At 73.2% G+C, this 19,067-nt stretch carries 17 protein-coding genes; 13 read left to right on the top strand and 4 right to left on the bottom strand.

Annotation, left to right across the window (positions count from 1 at the left end):
- Positions 1–55: 55 nt before the first annotated feature.
- Entirely contained in the window at positions 56–1,288 is a 1,233-nt protein-coding gene (gene hemW / locus AAW13_RS01755; protein WP_046733228.1) for a radical SAM family heme chaperone HemW, read from the top strand.
- A 241-nt stretch (positions 1,289–1,529) separates the two neighbouring features.
- On the opposite strand, the gene AAW13_RS01750 is transcribed toward hemW, so the two are convergent.
- Together AAW13_RS01750 and AAW13_RS01745 are read right to left on the bottom strand one after the other, a co-directional pair.
- Complete coding sequence (locus AAW13_RS01750) at positions 1,530–2,345, bottom strand: DUF3097 domain-containing protein (RefSeq protein ID WP_046733197.1); 816 nt, start codon at positions 2,343–2,345, stop codon at positions 1,530–1,532.
- 34 nt (positions 2,346–2,379) lie between these two features.
- On the bottom strand, positions 2,380–3,102 hold the full coding sequence (locus AAW13_RS01745) for an MBL fold metallo-hydrolase (RefSeq protein ID WP_046733196.1): 723 nt from the start codon (positions 3,100–3,102) through the stop codon (positions 2,380–2,382).
- Between the two features lie 191 nt (positions 3,103–3,293).
- Here AAW13_RS01745 and hrcA point away from each other — a divergent pair, with 191 nt between their 5' ends.
- The 10 genes from hrcA to AAW13_RS01695 all read left to right on the top strand — a co-directional run bounded on the left by hrcA (position 3,294) and on the right by AAW13_RS01695 (position 14,317).
- Positions 3,294–4,310 carry a heat-inducible transcriptional repressor HrcA gene (gene hrcA / locus AAW13_RS01740; protein WP_046733195.1) on the top strand — a complete coding sequence of 339 codons (1,017 nt, stop codon included), beginning with the start codon at positions 3,294–3,296 and terminating at the stop codon, positions 4,308–4,310.
- On the top strand, positions 4,311–5,447 hold the full coding sequence (gene dnaJ, locus AAW13_RS01735) for a molecular chaperone DnaJ (RefSeq protein ID WP_046733194.1): 1,137 nt from the start codon (positions 4,311–4,313) through the stop codon (positions 5,445–5,447).
- Positions 5,448–5,544: 97 nt separating this feature from the next.
- On the top strand, positions 5,545–6,621 hold the full coding sequence (locus AAW13_RS01730; RefSeq protein ID WP_046733193.1) for a nitronate monooxygenase: 1,077 nt from the start codon (positions 5,545–5,547) through the stop codon (positions 6,619–6,621).
- Complete coding sequence (locus tag AAW13_RS01725; protein WP_046733192.1) at positions 6,618–7,367, top strand: 16S rRNA (uracil(1498)-N(3))-methyltransferase; 750 nt, start codon at positions 6,618–6,620, stop codon at positions 7,365–7,367. The genes AAW13_RS01730 and AAW13_RS01725 overlap by 4 nt, the downstream gene beginning before the upstream one ends.
- Positions 7,368–7,593: 226 nt before the next feature.
- On the top strand, positions 7,594–7,986 hold the full coding sequence (locus tag AAW13_RS01720; RefSeq protein ID WP_046732897.1) for a VOC family protein: 393 nt from the start codon (positions 7,594–7,596) through the stop codon (positions 7,984–7,986).
- Positions 7,987–8,062: 76 nt separating this feature from the next.
- On the top strand, positions 8,063–8,635 hold the full coding sequence (locus AAW13_RS01715) for a hypothetical protein (protein WP_206306126.1): 573 nt from the start codon (positions 8,063–8,065) through the stop codon (positions 8,633–8,635).
- A 46-nt stretch (positions 8,636–8,681) separates the two neighbouring features.
- Complete coding sequence (locus AAW13_RS01710; protein ID WP_046732895.1) at positions 8,682–11,891, top strand: S41 family peptidase; 3,210 nt, start codon at positions 8,682–8,684, stop codon at positions 11,889–11,891.
- 126 nt (positions 11,892–12,017) lie between these two features.
- Entirely contained in the window at positions 12,018–12,371 is a 354-nt protein-coding gene (locus AAW13_RS01705) for a histidine triad nucleotide-binding protein (RefSeq protein WP_046732894.1), read from the top strand.
- Between the two features lie 6 nt (positions 12,372–12,377).
- A complete protein-coding gene (locus AAW13_RS01700) occupies positions 12,378–13,292 on the top strand; it encodes a ribonuclease Z (RefSeq protein WP_046732893.1) in 915 nt (304 codons plus the stop codon).
- A 20-nt stretch (positions 13,293–13,312) separates the two neighbouring features.
- Complete coding sequence (locus tag AAW13_RS01695; protein ID WP_046732892.1) at positions 13,313–14,317, top strand: adenosine deaminase; 1,005 nt, start codon at positions 13,313–13,315, stop codon at positions 14,315–14,317.
- Between the two features lie 140 nt (positions 14,318–14,457).
- On the opposite strand, the gene AAW13_RS01690 is transcribed toward AAW13_RS01695, so the two are convergent.
- Together AAW13_RS01690 and AAW13_RS01685 are read right to left on the bottom strand one after the other, a co-directional pair.
- The gene (locus AAW13_RS01690; protein ID WP_046732891.1) at positions 14,458–15,648 is read right to left on the bottom strand and encodes an MFS transporter; all 1,191 of its coding nucleotides are present in this window, start codon (positions 15,646–15,648) and stop codon (positions 14,458–14,460) included.
- Positions 15,649–15,908: 260 nt separating this feature from the next.
- Positions 15,909–16,685 (bottom strand): IclR family transcriptional regulator, encoded by a 777-nt coding sequence (locus tag AAW13_RS01685; protein ID WP_046732890.1) that lies wholly within the window; start codon positions 16,683–16,685, stop codon positions 15,909–15,911.
- Positions 16,686–16,839: 154 nt separating this feature from the next.
- Here AAW13_RS01685 and AAW13_RS01680 point away from each other — a divergent pair, with 154 nt between their 5' ends.
- The gene (locus tag AAW13_RS01680) at positions 16,840–17,736 is read left to right on the top strand and encodes a 5-dehydro-4-deoxyglucarate dehydratase (RefSeq protein WP_420855422.1); all 897 of its coding nucleotides are present in this window, start codon (positions 16,840–16,842) and stop codon (positions 17,734–17,736) included.
- Positions 17,733–19,022 carry a glucarate dehydratase family protein gene (locus AAW13_RS01675; protein WP_046732888.1) on the top strand — a complete coding sequence of 430 codons (1,290 nt, stop codon included), beginning with the start codon at positions 17,733–17,735 and terminating at the stop codon, positions 19,020–19,022. Before AAW13_RS01680 ends, AAW13_RS01675 begins: the two co-directional genes overlap by 4 nt.
- Positions 19,023–19,067: the final 45 nt, after the last annotated feature.

Below are 19,067 nucleotides of genomic sequence, written 5' to 3'. Positions count from 1 at the left end.
CGGGCCGTGCCGGCGGTGGGAACCGGTTCGCGGCGGGTACGGGACAATGGGGGACATGCCTTCCGCACTTCCCGACGGCGAGCCGGTTCCGGACGACGGCACGCTCCCGGCGTCCGCGCTGGCCGGCGCCGCCGCCCGCCCCCTCGGGTTCTACCTGCACGTCCCGTACTGCGCGACCCGCTGCGGCTACTGCGACTTCAACACCTACACGGCGACCGAGCTGCGCGGCACCGGCGGGGTGCTGGCCTCCCGTGACAACTACGCGGACACACTCGTCGACGAGGTCAGGCTGGCCAGGAAGGTCCTCGGCGACGACCCGCGCGAGGTGCGCACGGTCTTCGTGGGCGGCGGTACGCCGACCCTGCTGGCCGCCGGTGACCTGGTGCGGATGCTGGGCGCGATCCGGGACGAGTTCGGGCTCGCGGCGGACGCGGAGATCACCACGGAGGCGAACCCGGAGTCCGTCGACCCGGCGTACCTGGCGGCCCTGCGGGAGGGCGGCTTCAACCGGATCTCCTTCGGCATGCAGAGCGCCCGGCAGCACGTGCTGCGGGTGCTCGACCGGACGCACACCCCCGGACGACCCGAGGCGTGCGTGGCCGAGGCCCGCGCGGCCGGCTTCGAGCACGTCAACCTGGACCTGATCTACGGCACGCCCGGTGAGTCCGACGACGACTGGCGGGCCTCCCTCGACGCGGCGATCGGGGCGGGACCCGACCACGTGTCGGCGTACGCGCTGATCGTCGAGGAGGGTACGCAGCTGGCGCGCCGGATCCGGCGGGGCGAGGTGCCGATGACCGACGACGACGTGCACGCCGACCGGTACCTGATCGCCGAGTCGGTGCTGGCGGAGGCGGGTTTCGACTGGTACGAGGTGTCGAACTGGGCGACCTCCGAGGCGGGCCGCTGCCTGCACAACGAGCTGTACTGGCGGGGTGCGGACTGGTGGGGCGCGGGACCGGGGGCGCACTCGCACGTCGGCGGGGTGCGCTGGTGGAACGTCAAGCATCCGGGGGCGTACGCGGCGGCGCTGGCGTCCGGGCGGTCGCCGGGGGCCGGGCGCGAGGTCCTGTCGGACGAGGACCGGCGGGTGGAGCGGATCCTGCTGGAGCTGCGGCTGCGCGAGGGGGTGCCGCTGGGGCTGCTGAAGGAGGCGGGCCTCGCGGCTTCGCGGCGGGCCCTGGGGGAGGGGCTGCTGGAGAGCGGTGCGTACGACGAGGGGCGGGCGGTGCTGACGCTGCGCGGGCGGCTGCTGGCGGACGCGGTGGTCAGGGATCTGGTCGACTGATCACTTGGGCGGGTGGACCGGCCTGACCTCGTGGTGGCCGGGTGCGGCACCGGAGCGGGCCAAGGAACTCCTGGCATTCCATCGAAGACCGGCGAATGCCGACGAGAAACTTCTCGGCACTCCATCGAAGACCGGCGAATGCCGACGAGAAACCTCTCGGCATTCCACCGGAGGACGGCGGATGCCGAGAAACCTCTCGGCACTACACCGGAGACCGGCGAGTTCGCTGCTTGTGGGAAGGTCAGGCCGCGCCGCTGCCGGTGACGAAGTCGATCAGTTCCTCGACCCGTCCCAGCAGTTCCGGTTCCAGGTCCTTGTAGGTGCCCACGCGCGCGAGGATCGCCTGCCACACCGCGCCCGTGTTGTCCGAGGGCCAGCCGAGTGCCTTGCAGACGCCGGTCTTCCAGTCCTGGCCGTGCGGGACGCGGGGCCAGGCGTCGATCCCCACGGACGACGGTTTCACGGCCTCCCAGATGTCGATGTACGGGTGCCCGACCACCAGTGCGTGGTCGCCGGTGACCGCCTGCGCGATGCGCCACTCCTTGGTGCCCGGCACCAGGTGGTCCACCAGCACGCCGAGCCGGGCGTCCGGGCCCGGTGCGAATTCGGCCACGATCGACGGCAGGTCGTCGACGCCTCCCAGGTACTCCACGACCACGCCCTCGATGCGCAGGTCGTCGCCCCACACCTTCTCGACCAGTTCCGCGTCGTGGCGGCCCTCCACGTAGATGCGGCCGGCGCGGGCGACACGCGCGCGGGCGCCCGGGACCGCGACCGAGCCGGAGGCGGTGCGGGAGGGGCGTGCCGGACCGCCGGACGCGGGCCGTACGAGGGTGACCACCCGGCCCTCCAGCAGGAAGCCGCGCGGCTCCAGCGGGAAGACCCGGTGTTTGCCGAAGCGGTCCTCCAGGGTGACAGTGCCCGCCTCGCAGCGGATCACCGCGCCGCAGAATCCGGTGCCGGGTTCCTCGACGACCAGGCCGGGTTCGGCGGCCACCTCGGGCACCGGCTTCGGCTTCTTCCAGGGCGGAGTCAGGTCGGGCGAGTACTGGCGCATTCGGATGACGATAGGAGAAGCGGATCCGGCGCGCCTACGACACGCCGAAACGTGCTGCCAGGGCGTCGCGCTGGGCCCGTACGAACGCCGCGTCCACCACCGCTCCGTGACCGGGTACGTACCGGGCGCGGTCGCCGCCGAGCGCCAGCAGCCGGTCCAGGGCGGCCGGCCACCGTGACGGTACGGCGTCGGGGCCGGCCTGCGGGTCGCCGGACTCCTCCACCAGGTCGCCGCAGAAGACCACCTCGGGGTCGCCGGGGACGAGGACCGCGAGGTCGTGGGCGGTGTGGCCGGGACCCACGTTGGCGAGCAGCGCCTGGCGGCCGTCGCCGAGGTCGAGGGTCCACTCGCCGGAGACCAGGTGCCGGGGGACGGCGAGGGCGTCGGCGGCCTCCTCCGCCTCGGGGGCCGGGAGGCCGTTGCGGACGGCGTCCAGGCGCAGCTCCTCACGGCCGTGGGCGAGGAGGGTTTCCATGCCGACCGCCGCGTACAGGTCGGTGTCCGGGAAGGCCGCCGCGCCGAGGACGTGATCGAAGTGAGGGTGGGTGAGCGCGAGATGGGTCACACGGCGGCCGGCGAGCGTCTGCGCCTCGGTACGCAACCGCGCGCCCTCCGCGAGGCTCGACCCGGCGTCCACCATGAGGGCCGTGCCCACCCCGAGAACCAGCCCCGCCGTGCAGTCCCAGCCGGGCAGCCGGCACCGGCCGACGCCCTCGGCCAGCCGCTCCCAGCCCTGCTCTTCCCAAGTCACCGTCATACCGCGACGCTAGCCGTAGCACCCGGCGGGTCCGTACCGTCCCCGTACCGACCTTGCCCAGTCAGTACCCGACGGCCGTACACTGGGCCGGGGACGCTGGCACTCGGGCTCGCAGAGTGCCAGACGAAAGACTCGAAAGACTCGAAGGACCCGAAAGGCCACGGGGACGACTCTCTGGAGGTGTGGCGCGGATGCTGAGTGAACGCAGGCTCCAGGTGTTGCGCGCCATCGTCCAGGACTATGTCGGGACCGAGGAGCCGGTCGGGTCGAAGGCGCTGACCGAGCGGCACAACCTCGGCGTCTCGCCGGCGACGGTGCGCAACGACATGGCCGCCCTGGAGGACGAGGGTTACATCGCGCAGCCGCACACCAGTGCGGGGCGGATCCCCACCGACAAGGGCTACCGGCTGTTCGTCGACAAGCTGGCCGGTGTCAAACCGATGAGCGCGCCAGAGCGGCGTGCCATCCAGAACTTCCTCGACGGCGCCGTCGACCTCGACGACGTCGTGGCGCGGACGGTCCGGCTGCTGGCCCAGCTGACGCGGCAGGTGGCCGTGGTGCAGTACCCGTCGCTGACACGGTCGACCGTGCGGCATGTGGAACTGCTCGCGCTCGCCCCCGCGCGGCTGATGCTGGTGCTGATCACCGACACCGGGCGGGTCGAGCAGCGGCTGGTGGACTGCCCGGCGCCGTTCGGGGAGACGTCGCTGGCGGATCTGCGGGCGCGGCTGAACAGCCGGGTCGCGGGGCGCCGGTTCTCGGACGTGCCCCGGCTGGTGGAGGACCTGCCGGACGCCTTCGAGGCCGAGGACCGCGGCGCGGTCTCGGCGGTGCTCTCCACCCTGCTGGAGACGCTCGTCGAGGAGAACGAGGAGCGGCTGGTGATCGGCGGCACCGCCAATCTCACCCGCTTCGGGCATGACTTCCCCCTCATGATCCGGCCCGTCCTGGAGGCTCTGGAGGAGCATGTCGTCCTCCTCAAACTCATGGGCGAGGCAGGGGATTCGGGCATGACCGTACGCATCGGTCACGAGAACGCCCACGAGGGACTCAACTCCACGTCCGTGGTGTCGGTCGGTTACGGTTCGGGCGGCGAGGCACTCGCCAAACTCGGCGTGGTCGGACCGACCCGCATGGATTACCCGGGAACGATGGGAGCGGTACGAGCGGTGGCACGGTACGTCGGACAGATCCTGGCGGAGTCGTAAGTGGCCACGGACTACTACGCCGTTCTCGGCGTGCGCCGCGACGCGTCGCAGGAAGAGATCAAGAAGGCCTTCCGTCGGCTCGCGCGCGAGCTGCACCCGGACGTCAACCCGGATCCGAAGACCCAGGAGCGGTTCAAGGAGATCAACGCCGCTTACGAGGTGCTCTCCGATCCGCAGAAGAAGCAGGTCTACGACCTGGGCGGGGATCCGCTGTCGCAGAGCGGCGGCGGGGGCGCGGGCGGCTTCGGCGCCGGTGGGTTCGGGAACTTCTCGGACATCATGGACGCGTTCTTCGGTACGGCGTCGCAGCGTGGGCCGAGGTCGCGGACGCGGCGCGGCCAGGACGCGATGATCCGGATCGAGGTCGAGCTCGACGAGGCGGCCTTCGGCACGACCAAGGACATCCAGGTCGACACGGCGGTCGTCTGCAACACCTGCAACGGTGAGGGCGCGGCGCCGGGCACCACCGCCCAGACGTGTGACATGTGCCGGGGCCGTGGTGAGGTCTCGCAGGTGACGCGGTCGTTCCTGGGCCAGGTCATGACGTCCCGGCCGTGTCCGCAGTGCCAGGGCTTCGGGACGGTCGTGCCGACGCCGTGCCCCGAGTGCGCCGGTGACGGGCGGGTGCGGTCGCGGCGGACGCTGACCGTGAAGATCCCGGCGGGCGTCGACAACGGCACGCGGATCCAGCTCGCCGGTGAGGGCGAGGTCGGGCCCGGCGGCGGTCCCGCCGGTGACCTGTACGTCGAGATCCACGAGCTGCCGCACTCCACGTTCCAGCGGCGTGGTGACGACCTGCACTGCACGGTGACCATCCCGATGACGGCGGCCTCGCTCGGTACGAAGGTGCCGCTGGAGACGCTGGACGGGCTGGAGGAGGTCGACATCCGGCCGGGCACCCAGTCCGGGCAGTCGATCCCGCTGCACGGGCGCGGGGTCACGCACCTGCGGGGCGGCGGCCGGGGCGACCTGATCGTCCACGTCGAGGTGACCACTCCCACCAAGCTCGACCCCGAGCAGGAGCGGTTGCTGCGGGAGCTGGCGAAGCTGCGCGGGGAGGAGCGGCCGACGGGGCAGTTCCAGCCCGGTCAGCAGGGCCTGTTCAGCCGGTTGAAGGACGCGTTCAACGGACGCTGACCGCGTTCGACGGGCGCTGACCGCCCGCGACATTTCTGGCATGTGCCAAAGCGACGGCCGATTCGGTCTTGTTCGGAGGACGTGACAACATGCCGTCATGTCCTCCGCACTGACCGATCTCTGCCGCTTTCCGATCGTGCAGGCCCCCATGGCGGGCGGGGTCTCCGTACCCCAGCTCGCCGCCGCCGTGTCCGAGGCGGGCGCGCTGGGGTTCCTGGCCGCCGGGTACAAGACCGCCGACGGGATGTACCAGGAGATCAAGCAGATGCGGGGGCTGACCGGCCGTCCCTTCGGGGTCAACCTGTTCGTGCCGCAGCCGGAGCACGCGGAGTCCGGGGCCGTGGACCTCTACGCGCACCAGCTGGCCGGTGAGGCCTCCTGGTACGGGACCGAGCTCGGTGATCCGGACAGCGGCCGGGACGACGGGTACGACGCCAAGCTCGCCGTGCTCCTCGACGACCCGGTGGCAGCGGTCTCCTTCCACTTCGGCGTGCCGAGCCCCGAGGTGCTGGACTCGCTGCGCCGGGCGGGCACCTTCACCCTGGTCACCGCGACCACCGCCGAGGAGGCCCGCGCCGTCGAGCGGGCCGGCGCGGACGCGGTGATCGCGCAGGGCGTCGAGGCCGGCGGGCACCAGGGCACCCACCGGGACGTCCCCGAGAACGACGGCGCCGGGATCGGGCTGCTCGCGCTGCTCGCGCAGATACGGGAGACCGTGAGCCTGCCGGTGGTGGCCGCGGGCGGGATCATGCGCGGCAGCCAGCTGGCCGCCGTGCTCGCGGCGGGGGCGACCGCGGCGCAGCTGGGCACGGCGTTCCTGGCCACCCCGGAGTCCGGCGCCGCCGACCCGCACAAGCGGGCCCTGACCGATCCCCTGTTCGCCCGTACCGAGCTGACCCGGGCGTTCTCCGGGCGGCCCGCCCGCGGTCTCGTCAACCGTTTCCTGCGCGAGCACGGCCCGTACGCGCCCGCCGCCTACCCGGAGGTCCACCACCTCACCGCCCCGCTGCGCAAGGCCGCCGCCCGTGCCGGGGACGCCCAGGGCATGGCCCTGTGGGCCGGGCAGGGCCACCGGCTGGCCCGGGAACTGCCCGCGGCCCGGCTGGTGGCGGCCTTGGTGGAAGAACTCGCGGCCGCTTCGACAGCGTTGTCCGCCAAGGAGGAGGGGCGATGACAGCTCCCGTGTTCGTCGTGGAGCGGCTGCCTGCCGCAGGCGGCGGTCAGTACGTACTGGACGGCCCCGAGGGGCGGCACGCGGTCTCCGTGAAACGGCTGGAGGCCGGCGAGGAGGTCGTGCTCACCGACGGCGCCGGCCGCTACGCCGTGTGCGAGGTGATCGCCGCCGAGGGCAAGGACCGGCTGGTCGTGCACCTGGGCACGGTGGCCGAGGAGCCGGTGCCCGCGCCCCGGATCACCGTGGTGCAGGCACTGCCCAAGGGCGACCGCGGGGAGGTCGCCGTGGAGACCATGACCGAGGTCGGCGTCGACGGCGTCGTGCCCTGGCAGGCCGCCCGCTGCATCACCCAGTGGAAGGGCGACCGGGGGCTCAGGTCGCTCGCCAAGTGGCGGGCCACCGCCCGGGAGGCCGGGAAGCAGTCCCGCCGGGTGCGCTTCCCCGAGGTCGCGGACGCCGCGACCACCAGGCAGGTCGCGGCGCTGCTCGCCGGAGCGGACTTCGCCGCCGTGCTCCACTCCGACTTCGAGCACGACAGCGCGCCGCTCGCCACCGCCGAACTGCCCGCCGAGGGCGAGATCGTGCTGGTCGTCGGGCCCGAAGGGGGCGTCGCCCGGGACGAGTTGGCACTGTTCGAGGAGGCGGGTGCGCGGGCGTACACCCTGGGGCCTACGGTGATGCGTACGTCGACGGCGGGCACCGTGGCGGCGGCCCTGCTGCTGGGCCGCACCGGCCGCTGGTCCTGACCCGACGACACCCGCACCACACCCGCACCGCAGCAGACCCGCACCGCAGAAGACCCGCACCACACCCGCACCGCACCACACCCGCACCGCACCACACCCGCACCGCACCACACCCGCACCGCAGCAGACCCGCACCGCAGCAGACCCGCACCACACCCACACCGCAGAAGACCCGCACCACACCCGCACCGCAGCACACCCGCACCGCATCCTGGGGGCACACGCCGTGGAACTCGCCCAAGTCCGGCTCCTGGTCACCGACTTCGCCGCCTGCTACCGCTTCTACGCCGAAGTGCTGGGTCTCAGGCCGCAGTCGGGGACGGGCGAGGGACCGTACGAGAAGTTCGGTCCGCACGCCGGGTCCGCCGGGATCGCCTTGCAGGACCGGGCGATGATGGCCGAGATACTGGGTGAACTCGGCGACGCGGCCACCGGGCACCGTTCGCTGGTGGTGCTCCGCGTCGACGACCTCGACGCCTACTGCGAGCAGATCACCGGACGCGGCGCCGTCCTGGTGCACGGGCCCGCACCCATGACGCAGCGGATGCGGGTCGCCCACCTCAAGGACCCGGAGGGCAACCTGGTGGAACTCCAGGAGTGGCTGCTGCTCCGCACCTGACGGGTGACGGTTCCGAACACGTGAGTGGCCGTAAGCCCTCTACCGCCGCGGCCGGTACGGTGGCAGGCTGCCCTCCATGGGGGCATTGAGGCGGATTTGGCGCCGGCCGCGCGGCAGCAGGGCGGCGGCCGTGGCGGGGCTCGCGGTGGTCGCCGTCGGCGGCCTGGTCGGCTGCCGGCCCAGCGACCTGAACACCGCGACCGTCGCGTACACCACCGACCAGACGGCCACCGCCGAGCTGAAACGGCAGCACGTGGACGTCAGTTGGCTCACCTGCAACGGCAGCTACGGCTCGGCCGGCACGACCCGCGCGGCGGGTTCGTCGGCCAGGACACCCTCGGCGTCCGAGACCACCGTCGTCTCCGTCGACTGCAACGGCCGGACCAAGGACGGGCGGGCGATCACCGTCACCGGGCGGGTCACGAAGGCGGTCAGCGGGGCCTGTGTGCGCGGCAACCTGGTCGCGAAGGTCGGCGGCAAGGAGTGGTTCCGGGTGAACGGCCTGGGGAACTGCGACGCCACGCCCGGACCCGCGTACAGCACCTACCGGCCGCCCACCTACGGGCAGCAGCCGGGCGCCACCGTGACCGTGACGAGGACGATCTGGTGTGAGAGTGACCCCAAGTGCCGGCCCGTGCAGGGAAAGTGATCGAAATCGGCCGCCGCGGACGGGCCGTGGTGCATAGGCTGAGCGGGTGACTCAGGGTGCAGCGACAGGACCGCGGTCCTACCTCCGATTTCCCCACGTCCAGGGCGACCTGATCGCCTTCACCGCCGAGGACGACGTGTGGCTCGCGCCCCTCGACGGCGGCCGGGCCTGGCGGGCCAGCGCCGACAACATGCCGGTGGCCCTGCCGCGGATCTCGCCCGACGGGACCACCGTCGCCTGGACGTCCACCCGCGACGGCGCGCCCGAGATCCACATCGCCCCCGTCGACGGCGGCCCCTCGACCCGCCTGACGCACTGGGGGAGTTCCCGTACCCAGGTGCGCGGCTGGACCGACGACGGGCAGGTCCTCGCGATCACCACCCACGGCCAGTCCAGCCTCCGGCGCAGCTGGGCCCACACGGTCCCGCTCGACGGCGGTCCCTCCACCGTCCTGCCGTACGGCCCCGTCGGCCATGTCGCCCACGGTCCGGCCACCGTGCTGCTGTCCGCCCCGATGGGACGGGAGGCGGCCTGGTGGAAGCGGTACCGCGGCGGCACCGCAGGGAAGCTGTGGATCGACCGGGCCGGGGACGGCGAGTTCGTACGGCTGCACGAGGAACTCGACGGGAACCTGGAGTACCCCGGGTGGGTCGGCGACCGGATCTCGTTCCTCTCCGACCACGAGGGCACCGGAGCGCTGTACTCCTCCCTCGCCGACGGCTCCGACCTGCGCCGGCACACCCCGCTCGACGGTTTCTACGCCCGGCACGCGGCGACCGACGGCACCCGGGTCGTCTACGCCTCGGCCGGTGAGCTCTGGCTCCTCGACGACCTGGAGGGCGCCGAGCCGCGCCCGCTGGACGTCCGGCTCGGCGGGCAGCGGGTGGACCGGCAGCCGTACCCGGTCAACGCGGCCCGCTGGTTCAGCTCGGCCTCGCCCGACCACACCGCGCGCGGCAGCGCCGTCCTGGTACGCGGCGGCGTCCACTGGGTGACCCACCGGTCCGGGCCGGCGCGCGCCCTCGCCGCCCGGCCCGGGGTGCGGGCCCGGCTGCCCGTCACCTTCCGCGCGGACGCGGAGGAATGGGTGGTGTGGGTGACGGACGCCGAGGGCGAGGACGCCCTGGAGTTCGCCCCCGCCACCGGCCTCGTCCCCGGCTCGACCCCGCGCCGGATCGCCGCCGGACAGCTCGGCCGGGTCCTGGACCTCGCCGTCGCCCCCGACGGCGGCCGGGTCGCCGTCGCCGCGCACGACGGACGGCTGCTCCTGGTGGAACGCGAGACGGGCGAGGTCCGCGAGGTCGACCGCAGCGAGGACGGCGACGTGTCGGGCCTCGTCTTCTCCCCGGACTCGGGCTGGCTGGCCTGGTCCCACCCCGGCGCCGGCGGTCTCTGCCAGCTCCGCGTCGCCCACACCACCGACCTCACCGTCACCGAGGCCACCCCGCTGCGGTTCCGGGACTACGACCCCGTCTTCACCCGCGACGGCAAACACCTCGCCTTCCTCTCCACCCGCTCCTTCGACCCGGTCTACGACGAGCACGTCTTCGACCTGGCGTTCGTGGTCGGCGACCGCCCGCACCTGATCACGCTCGCGGCCACCACCCCGTCGCCGTTCGGCCCGCAGCGCCACGGCCGCCCCTTCGAGACCCCCGACAAGGACGAGACCCCGGACGCCGAGGGCACCCCCGCCACCCGCATCGACCTGGAGGGTCTCGCCGACCGGATCGTGCCGTTCCCGGTGGAGGCCGGCCGCTACTCCGGGCTGCGCGCCGCCAAGGACGGCGTCCTGTGGCTGCGTCACCCGGTGCGCGGCGTGCTCGGCGCCTCCCGCGCCCACCCCGAGGACCCGGCGCCCAAGACCGAGCTGGAGCGCTACGACCTCGCCCAGCAGCGCATCGAGTACCTCGCCTCCGACGCCGACCACTTCGAGGTCAGCGGCGACGGCAAACGCGTCCTGCTGTGGGCCGACGGCAAGCTCAGGGTCGTACCGAGCGACCGCCGCGCCTCCGGCGACGACGACAGCGACAGCAACATCACCGTCGACCTGTCCCGGGTCCGGCAGACCGTCGACCCGGCCGCCGAGTGGCGGCAGATGTTCGACGAGACCGGCCGCATCATGCGCGACCAGTTCTGGCGGCCGGACCTCGGCGGCGTCGACTGGGCCGGCGTCCTCGACCGCTACCGTCCGCTCGTCGACCGGTGCGCCACCCACGACGACCTCGTCGACCTGCTCTGGGAGGTGCAGGGCGAACTCGGCACCTCGCACGCCTACGTCACCCCGCGCGGCGGCTACGGCGGCGGCGCCCACCAGGGCCTGCTCGGCGCCGACATCTCCCGTCACGAGGACGGCAGCTGGCGCATCGACCGGATCCTGCCCACCGAGACGTCCGACCCGGGCGCCCGATCCCCGCTGGCGGCACCCGGCGCCGCGGTGCGCCCCGGCGACGCGATCGTGGCCGTCGCCGGCCGTCCCGTCGACCCGGTGACCGGCCCCGCCCCGCTGCTCGTCGGCACCGCCGGCAAGGCGGTCGAGCTGACCGTGTCCCCGGCCGGCGGCGGCGACCTGCGCCACCCCGTGGTCGTCCCCGTCTCCGACGAGGAACCGCTGCGCTACCACGCCTGGGTCGCCGACCGCCGCGCCCACGTGCACGCGGCGTCCGGCGGCCGGCTCGGCTACCTCCACGTGCCCGACATGCAGGCGCCGGGCTGGGCCCAGATCCACCGCGACCTGAACGTGGAGATGGCCCGTGAGGGCATCGTCGTGGACGTCCGCGAGAACCGCGGCGGGCACACCTCCCAGCTCGTGGTGGAGAAACTGGCCCGCCGCATCGTCGGCTGGGACCTGCCGCGCGGCATGCGCCCGCTCAGCTACCCGAAGGACGCGCCCCGGGGGCCGGTGGTCGTCGTGGCGAACGAGTTCTCCGGTTCGGACGGCGACATCGTCAACGCGGCGATCAAGGCGCTGGGCATCGGCCCGGTGGTCGGCACCCGTACCTGGGGCGGCGTCATCGGCATCGACAGCCGCTACCGCCTGGTCGACGGCACGCTGGTCACCCAGCCGAAGTACGCGTTCTGGCTGGAGGGTTACGGCTGGGGCGTGGAGAACCACGGCGTCGACCCGGACGTGGAGGTCGTACAGACCCCGCAGGACTGGGGCGCGGGCCGGGACCCCCAACTGGACGAGGCCGTCCGCCTCGCGCTGGAGGCGCTGGAGACGGCTCCCGCCAAGACGCCGCCCACGCTGCCCACCTGAGGGGCGCCGACGGTACCCCCCCCCCGGCCGAAGGCCGGGGGAGGAACCGCGCGACAAGCCCCCACCGGACCCGCACCCGACGACGATACGATGCCCCCGAAACCGATCACCGGGTGAGGAGAAAACATGCCAGGGGAACCCCAGGACGACTGCCTCTTCTGCAAGATCGTCGCAGGTCATGTCCCCGCGACGATCGTCCGGGAGACGGACACCACCGTCGCCTTCCGGGACATCAACCCCCAGGCCCCCACCCACGTCCTGGTGATCCCCCGGGTCCACTACAAGAACGCGGCCGAACTCGCCGAGGGCGAACCCGCGATCGCCGCCGACATACTGCGCGAGGCCCAGGCCGTCGCCGACGACGAGAAGCTGGAGAGCTACCGCATCGTCTTCAACACCGGCAGCGGCGCGGGCCAGACCGTCTGGCACACCCACGCCCACATCCTCGGCGGCCGCGGCCTCCAGTGGCCGCCCGGCTAGGCCACCGTGTCCGTACGTGAACTGGTGGTCCTCGGCACGGCCAGCCAGGTGCCCACCCGGCACCGCAACCACAACGGCTACCTGCTGCGCTGGGACGGCGAGGGCATCCTCTTCGACCCCGGCGAGGGCACCCAGCGGCAGATGCTGCGCGCCGGGGTCGCCGCGCACGACCTGAACCGGATCTGCGTCACCCACTTCCACGGCGACCACTCCCTGGGTCTGGCGGGCGTGATCCAGCGGATCAACCTCGACCAGGTCCCGCACCCGGTCACCGCGCACTACCCGAGGTCCGGGCAGCACTTCTTCGACCGGCTCCGCCACGCCACCGCCTACCGCGAGACCGTCGGCATCACCGAGGTCCCCGTCGACGCGGACGGCGATGTCGCCGCCACCCGGTCGTACACGCTCCAGGCCCGCCGGCTCTCCCACCCGGTGGAGTCCTACGGCTACCGGCTCGTCGAACCCGACAGCCGCCGCATGCTGCCCGAACTGCTCGCCGCGCACGGCGTCAAGGGCCCCGACGTCGGCCGGATCCAGCGCGAGGGCGTCCTCGGGGACGTCACGCTGGAGGAGGTCAGCGAGGTGCGGCGCGGCCAGCGGTTCGCGTTCGTCATGGACACCCGGCTGTGCGAGGGCGTGCACGTCCTCGCGGCGGGCTGCGACCTGCTCGTCATCGAGTCCACCTTCCTCGACGAGGACGCCCGGCTCGCCGAGGAACACGGTCACCTGACCGCCGGGCAGGCGGCGGCCGTCGCCCGGGACGCGGGTGTACGGCACCTGGTTCTGACCCACTTCAGCCAGCGCTATCCCGAACCGGCGAACCCCGAGGAGTTCGAACGGCAGGCACGGGCCGCCGGCTACGACGGCGAGCTGACCGTCGCCCACGACCTGCTCCGAGTGCCGGTACCGAAGCGCAGGTGAAGCGGCCGTACGATGCTTTGATGCCCCTCCCGAAAGCAGAACTGCACCTCCACATCGAAGGCACCCTGGAGCCCGAGCTGGCGTTCATGCTGGCCGCGCGCAACGGCGTCGAGCTGCCCTACGCGGACACCGAAGCGCTGCGCAAGGCCTACCAGTTCGAGGACCTACAGTCCTTCCTGAACCTGTACTACGAGCTCATGGCCGTCCTGCGCACCGAGCGGGACTTCGACGACCTCGCCGACGCGTACCTCTCGCGGGCCGCCGCGCAGGGCGTGCGGCACGCCGAGATCTTCTTCGACCCGCAGGCGCACCTCGCGCGGGGCGTGGACATGGGGACGGTCGTCGAGGGCCTGTGGCGGGCGCTCGGCCGGAGCGCCGAGAACCACGGGATCACCACCCGCCTGATCATGTGCTTCCTGCGGGACGAGTCCGCCGGGTCGGCGATGGCGACGCTGGAGGCGGCGAAGCCGTACCTCGACCGGATCACCGGTGTCGGACTGGACTCGGCCGAGGTCGGGAACCCGCCCGTCAAGTTCCGCGAGGTGTACGAGGCCGCCGCCGCACTCGGGCTGCGGCGGGTGGCGCACGCCGGTGAGGAGGGGCCGCCGGCCTACATCACCGAGGCGCTGGACCTGCTCGGGGTGGAACGCGTCGACCACGGGCTGCGCTGCATGGAGGACCCCGAACTGGTGGCGCGGCTGGTGCGGGAGCGGATCCCGCTGACGCTGTGCCCGCTGTCCAACGTCCGCCTCCGCGCCGTCGACGTGCTGGCCGAGCACCCGCTTCCGGCCATGATCGAGGCCGGGCTGCTGTGCACGGTCAACTCCGACGACCCGGCGTACTTCGGCGGGTACGTCGCCGACAACTACCACGCCGTGCGCGACACCCTGGGCCTGTCCCGGGAGCAGATGCGGGAGCTGGCCCGCAACTCCTTCCTCGCGTCCTTCCTGGAGGACGACGAGGAACTGCGGGCCCGCTACCTCGCCGAGGTCGAGGCCTACGAGTTCGGCGCCGGACCCGCCTAGGACCCGCCGGACCCGCCTGACCCGCCGGACGGTGCCCAGGATCCGCCGGACGGTGCCTACGATCCGCCGGACGGCGCCCAGGATCCGCCGGACGGCGCCCAGGATCCGCCGGACGGTGCCTACGATCCGCCGGACGGCGCCTAGGCCGCCACGTCCAGCCGTACCGTCGCCCCGTCGGCGTCGGTGAGCGCCGGGCCGGCCGCGACGGTGGTGGTCCTGCGCCGCAGCGCCACCGCCGTCAGCGGTACCGCGACCGCCAGCAGGCCCACCGCGAGGACCGCCCCCATCGCCGGGAAACCCGCCCGGGCCGCCAGCAGGCTGCCGGTCATCGGGCCGACGGCCGTCCCCAGCGACGACGCCGAGCCGACCAGGACGGCCCAGCGGCCCCGCGGGTCCAGGGCGGCGGCCAGCCCGATGACGTACGACAGGACCACCGGGTAGAGCAGGTTCCAGGCGATCTCGCCGGACGCGAACGTCGTCAGGTCGCCGGCGGACGCGCTCAGCGCGATACAGCCCGCGATCAGTACGGTGCCGAGGCCGATCGGCAGGGCCTGGCCGAGGCGTGGGCCGAGCGCGCCCGCGCCGACCACACCCAGCAGGCCGAAGCCGAGCGCGACGGCGAACACCGCGCCGACGGTCGCCTCGCTCAGGTGCGCCTGGGTGAGGCCGATCCGGCCGCTCACACCCCACAGCGAGTTCTGCGCGGCCGACCAGCAGGGCATCGCGGCGGCCAGCAGCAGACCCGACCGCAGGTGGGGCAGGCGTGGACCGCTGGTCACGGCGACGGTCCGGGCGGTACGGGAGGTGAGCCGCGCGGTCAGCGGCCAGACGGCGAGTGCGGTGAGCGCGATCGCGGCGAGGGGCTGCGCGTGGCCGGGACCGAGGTGCGGGACCGTCAGGTAGACGGCACCCGCCAGGGCGGAGACGGCGAGCAGGCCGAGGGTGGTGACGCGGTGCGGGTCCTTCTGGGCGGCGATCCCGGTGGCGGCGACCGCGGTGACCGTGCCGGAGCCGAAGCCGCCGACGAGCGCGCCGGCGACGACCGCGGGGACGTGGGAGGTGAGGGCCGCGCCGCCGTAGCCGAGGGCGGCGAGCAGCAGGCCGGTCCGGGCGAGGACGCGGGGGCCGACGCGGTCCACGCGGGACGCCAGCAGGAAGCCGGCGGCCGCGGAGGCCAGCAGCAGGGCACTGCCGACGGCGCCGGCCTCGGTGGGGGTGAGAGGGAGCCCCGAGTCGAGTCTGCCGACGGTGGTCGGCAGGAGGTACGGGGCGAGGTACCCGGCCGTGAAAAGGGCGACGAGGGGCCAGGGGGTGGTGCGGGGGGCGGACACGGGCGTTCCCAGGGCATGCGAAAGGAGCGGTGGAGAAAGGGGGTTGGGCGCAGGCCGTCGAGGGACAGGAACGCGCGGGCAATTTGTATCAAGCGCGGGGGGATCGAAGAAGCGCGGGGGGTGTGATGTGGGTCATGTTCTGTTTCGGGGGTGGGGGGTGGGGTAGGAGCGCCGCGCGCCGTGGGGAGACCGGTGCGTTCGCGGATGCGGGTGCGCTGTGGCTGATCGCGCGGTTCCCCGCGCCCCTTCGGGGCGCTTTGTCAACGCCAGTTGACTGTGCCGCCCGGTGTCGCCGACTCGATTCTTGTGCGGGTCTCCTGCATCACTTCGACGATCCTGGTCTCATGTTCCGGGGTCAGGCGGGCCACCGGTACCGAGCAGCTGATGGCGTCCTGGGGCGGGGTGTCGTAGCGCAGGGCGAAGCCGAAGCCGGTGATGCCGGTGACGCCTTCCTCGCGGTCGACCGAGTAGCCGCGGGCGCGGACCCCGGCGAGGTCGGCGGCGAGGGCGGCCCGGGTCGTACGGGTGTTGGGGGTCAGGGACTCGTACGGGCCCTCGGGGAGGCCGGCGTCGGGGCGTTCCGCCAGCAGGGCCTTGCCCAGGGCGCCCGCGTGGGCCGGGAGACGGCGGCCCACCCTGCTGATCGTGCGCAGGTACTCGTGGGACTCCCGGGTCGCCAGGTACGCCACGTCGCGGCCGTCCAGGCGGGCCAGGTGGATCGTCTCGCCGAGCGCCTCGGAGGCCTCGTCCAGATAGGGGCGGACCAGGCGGACGCGGGGGTCGGAGTCCAGGTAGCTGGTCCCGGTCAGCAGGGTGCGGATGCCGATGCCGTAGAGGGAGCCGGTGCTGTCGGTGCGGACCCAGCCGCGTGCGATCAGGGTCTGTAGCAGCGCGTACATCGAGCTGCGCGGCACGCCGAGTTCGTCCGCGAGTTCCTGGAGGCGGGCCGGGCGGTCGGCGCGGTCGGCGAGCAGCTCCAGCAGCTCCACCGTGCGCGCCGCGGACTTCACCTCGCGGACGCCTGCTGTCTCGGACATGTGCAGATCGTAAGGGGGCGGGGGCGGGGTGCGCCGTTGACGGGGTGCGTTCGCATATCTAGTCTCTGTCTTCATACGTGGATGACGTCTACATGGGGAGATGGATGCGGTGGCCGGACAGCCGGAGAGCGTGGTGCGCAGGCTGCGGGACGGGATGGCGGGCGGGGTGCTGTCGTTCCCGCTCACCTCGTTCCACCCCGACGGGGCCCTCGACGAGGAGGGGTTCCGGGAGTACGTTGCCGGGCAGCTGGCCGCCGGGCCCGGTGCCCTCTTCCCGGCCTGCGGCACCGGGGAGTTCTTCTCGCTGGACGAGGACGAGTACCGGCGCGTCGTGACCGTCGCGGTCGAGGAGGCCGCCGGGCGGATGCCGGTGGTCGCCGGCGTGGGGTACGGCTGGGCGCAGGCCGCCCGGTTCGCGCGCGTCGCCGAGGAGGCCGGTGCCGACGCCCTGCTCGTCCTGCCGCACTACCTCGTGGCCGCCCCGCAGGACGGACTGGTCGCGCAACTGGAGCGGCTGGCGGCCCGGACCTCGCTCCCGCTCGTCGCCTACCAGCGCGGCCAGGTCGCCTACACGGCCGCCTCGCTGACCCGGATCGCCCGGATCCCCGGCGTGATCGGGCTCAAGGACGGGCACAGCGACCTCGACCGGCTCCAGCGGCTCACCCTCGCCGCCCCGGACGGCTTCCTCTTCTTCAACGGCGCCGCCACCGCCGAGATCCAGGCCCGCGCCTACGCCACCGTCGGTGTCCCCGCCTACTCCTCCGCCGTGCACGCCTTCGCCCCCGAGATCGCCGACGCCTTCTTCGCCGCCCTCCGCGACGGCGACCACGGCACGGTCGACAAGCTGCTGCGCGACTTCTACGTGCCGCTCGTCGAACTGCGCGACCGGGTCCCCGGGTACGCCGTGTCACTCGTGAAGGCCGCGGCCCGGCTGCGCGGCCGGCCGGTGGGACCGGTGCGCGCCCCGCTCACCGACCCCTCGCCCGCCGACCTCGCCGACCTCGGGGCGCTGCTCCGCGCCGGACTCGACCTCGTAGGAGCCTCCCTGTGAACCTCACGATCACCGACGTCCGGCTCACCCCGATCCTGGTCGCCGACCCGCCGCTGCTGAACACCCAGGGCGTCCACCAGCCGTACACGCCCCGCCTGATCGTGGAGGTGGAGACCGCGGACGGGGTGGTCGGCGTCGGCGAGACCTACGGCGACACCAAGTACCTGGAGCTGGCCCGGCCGTTCGCGGAGCGGCTGCGCGGACGGCAGGCCGGCGATCTGAACGGGCTGTTCACCGTCGCCGACGAGGTCGCCGTGGACGCGGCCCGGGTCTCCGGGCAGGTCGACGTCGGCGGGCTGCGCGGTGTGCAGACCGCCGACAAACTGCGGCTGTCCGTGGTCTCCGGCTTCGAGGTGGCCTGCCTGGACGCCCTCGGCAGGACCCTCGGGCTGCCCGTGCACGCGCTGCTCGGCGGCAAGGTCCGGGACTCGGTCGAGTACAGCGCCTACCTGTTCTACAAGTGGGCCGCGCATCCGGCGGGGGTGCCGGCCGAGACCGACGACTGGGGCGCCGCGCTCGACCCCGCCGGGGTCGTGGCCCAGGCCCGCCGCTTCACGGAGCGCCACGGCTTCACCTCCTTCAAGCTCAAGGGCGGGGTATTCCCGCCCGACGAGGAGATCGCGGCCGTACGGGCCCTCGCCGAGGCGTTCCCCGGCCACCCGCTGCGCCTCGACCCCAACGGCGCCTGGTCGGTGGAGACCTCGCTGAAGGTCGCGAAGGAGCTCGGGGACGTCCTGGAGTACCTGGAGGACCCGGCGCTCGGCACCCCGGCGATGGCCGAGGTGGCCGCCGGCACGGACGTCCCGCTCGCCACCAACATGTGCGTGACCACGTTCGGGGAGATCCAGGAGGCGTTCACCAAGGGCGCCGTCCAGATCGTGCTCTCCGACCACCACTACTGGGGCGGGCTGCGCAACACCCGGCAACTCGCCGCCGTCTGCCGGACCTTCGGCGTCGGCGTCTCCATGCACTCCAACACCCACCTCGGGATCAGTCTCGCCGCGATGACCCACGTGGCCGCGACCGTCCCGGACCTCCACCACGCCTGCGACTCCCACTACCCCTGGCAGACCGAGGACGTCCTCACCGAACGCCTCACCTTCGACGCCGGCCGGGTCACCGTCCCCGACGCGCCCGGCCTGGGCGTCGAACTCGACCACGAGAAGGTACGACGGCTGCACCGGCGCTGGCTGGACGACGACGGGACGCTCCGCGACCGCGACGACGCGGCGGCGATGCGGGTGGCCGAACCGGGGTGGACGACACCGGCCGTGCCCCGCTGGTAGCGGCGCGGACCGGGGTGTCCGTCCGGGCGGTCGTACGACGAGAAC

It is taken from the genome of Streptomyces humi (assembly GCF_001005085.2).
In the GTDB taxonomy this organism is placed as follows: Bacteria; Actinomycetota; Actinomycetes; order Streptomycetales; family Streptomycetaceae; genus Streptomyces; species Streptomyces humi.
The sequence above is the reverse complement of the archived record's forward strand: the minus strand, read 5'-3'. Positions and strand labels throughout refer to the sequence as shown.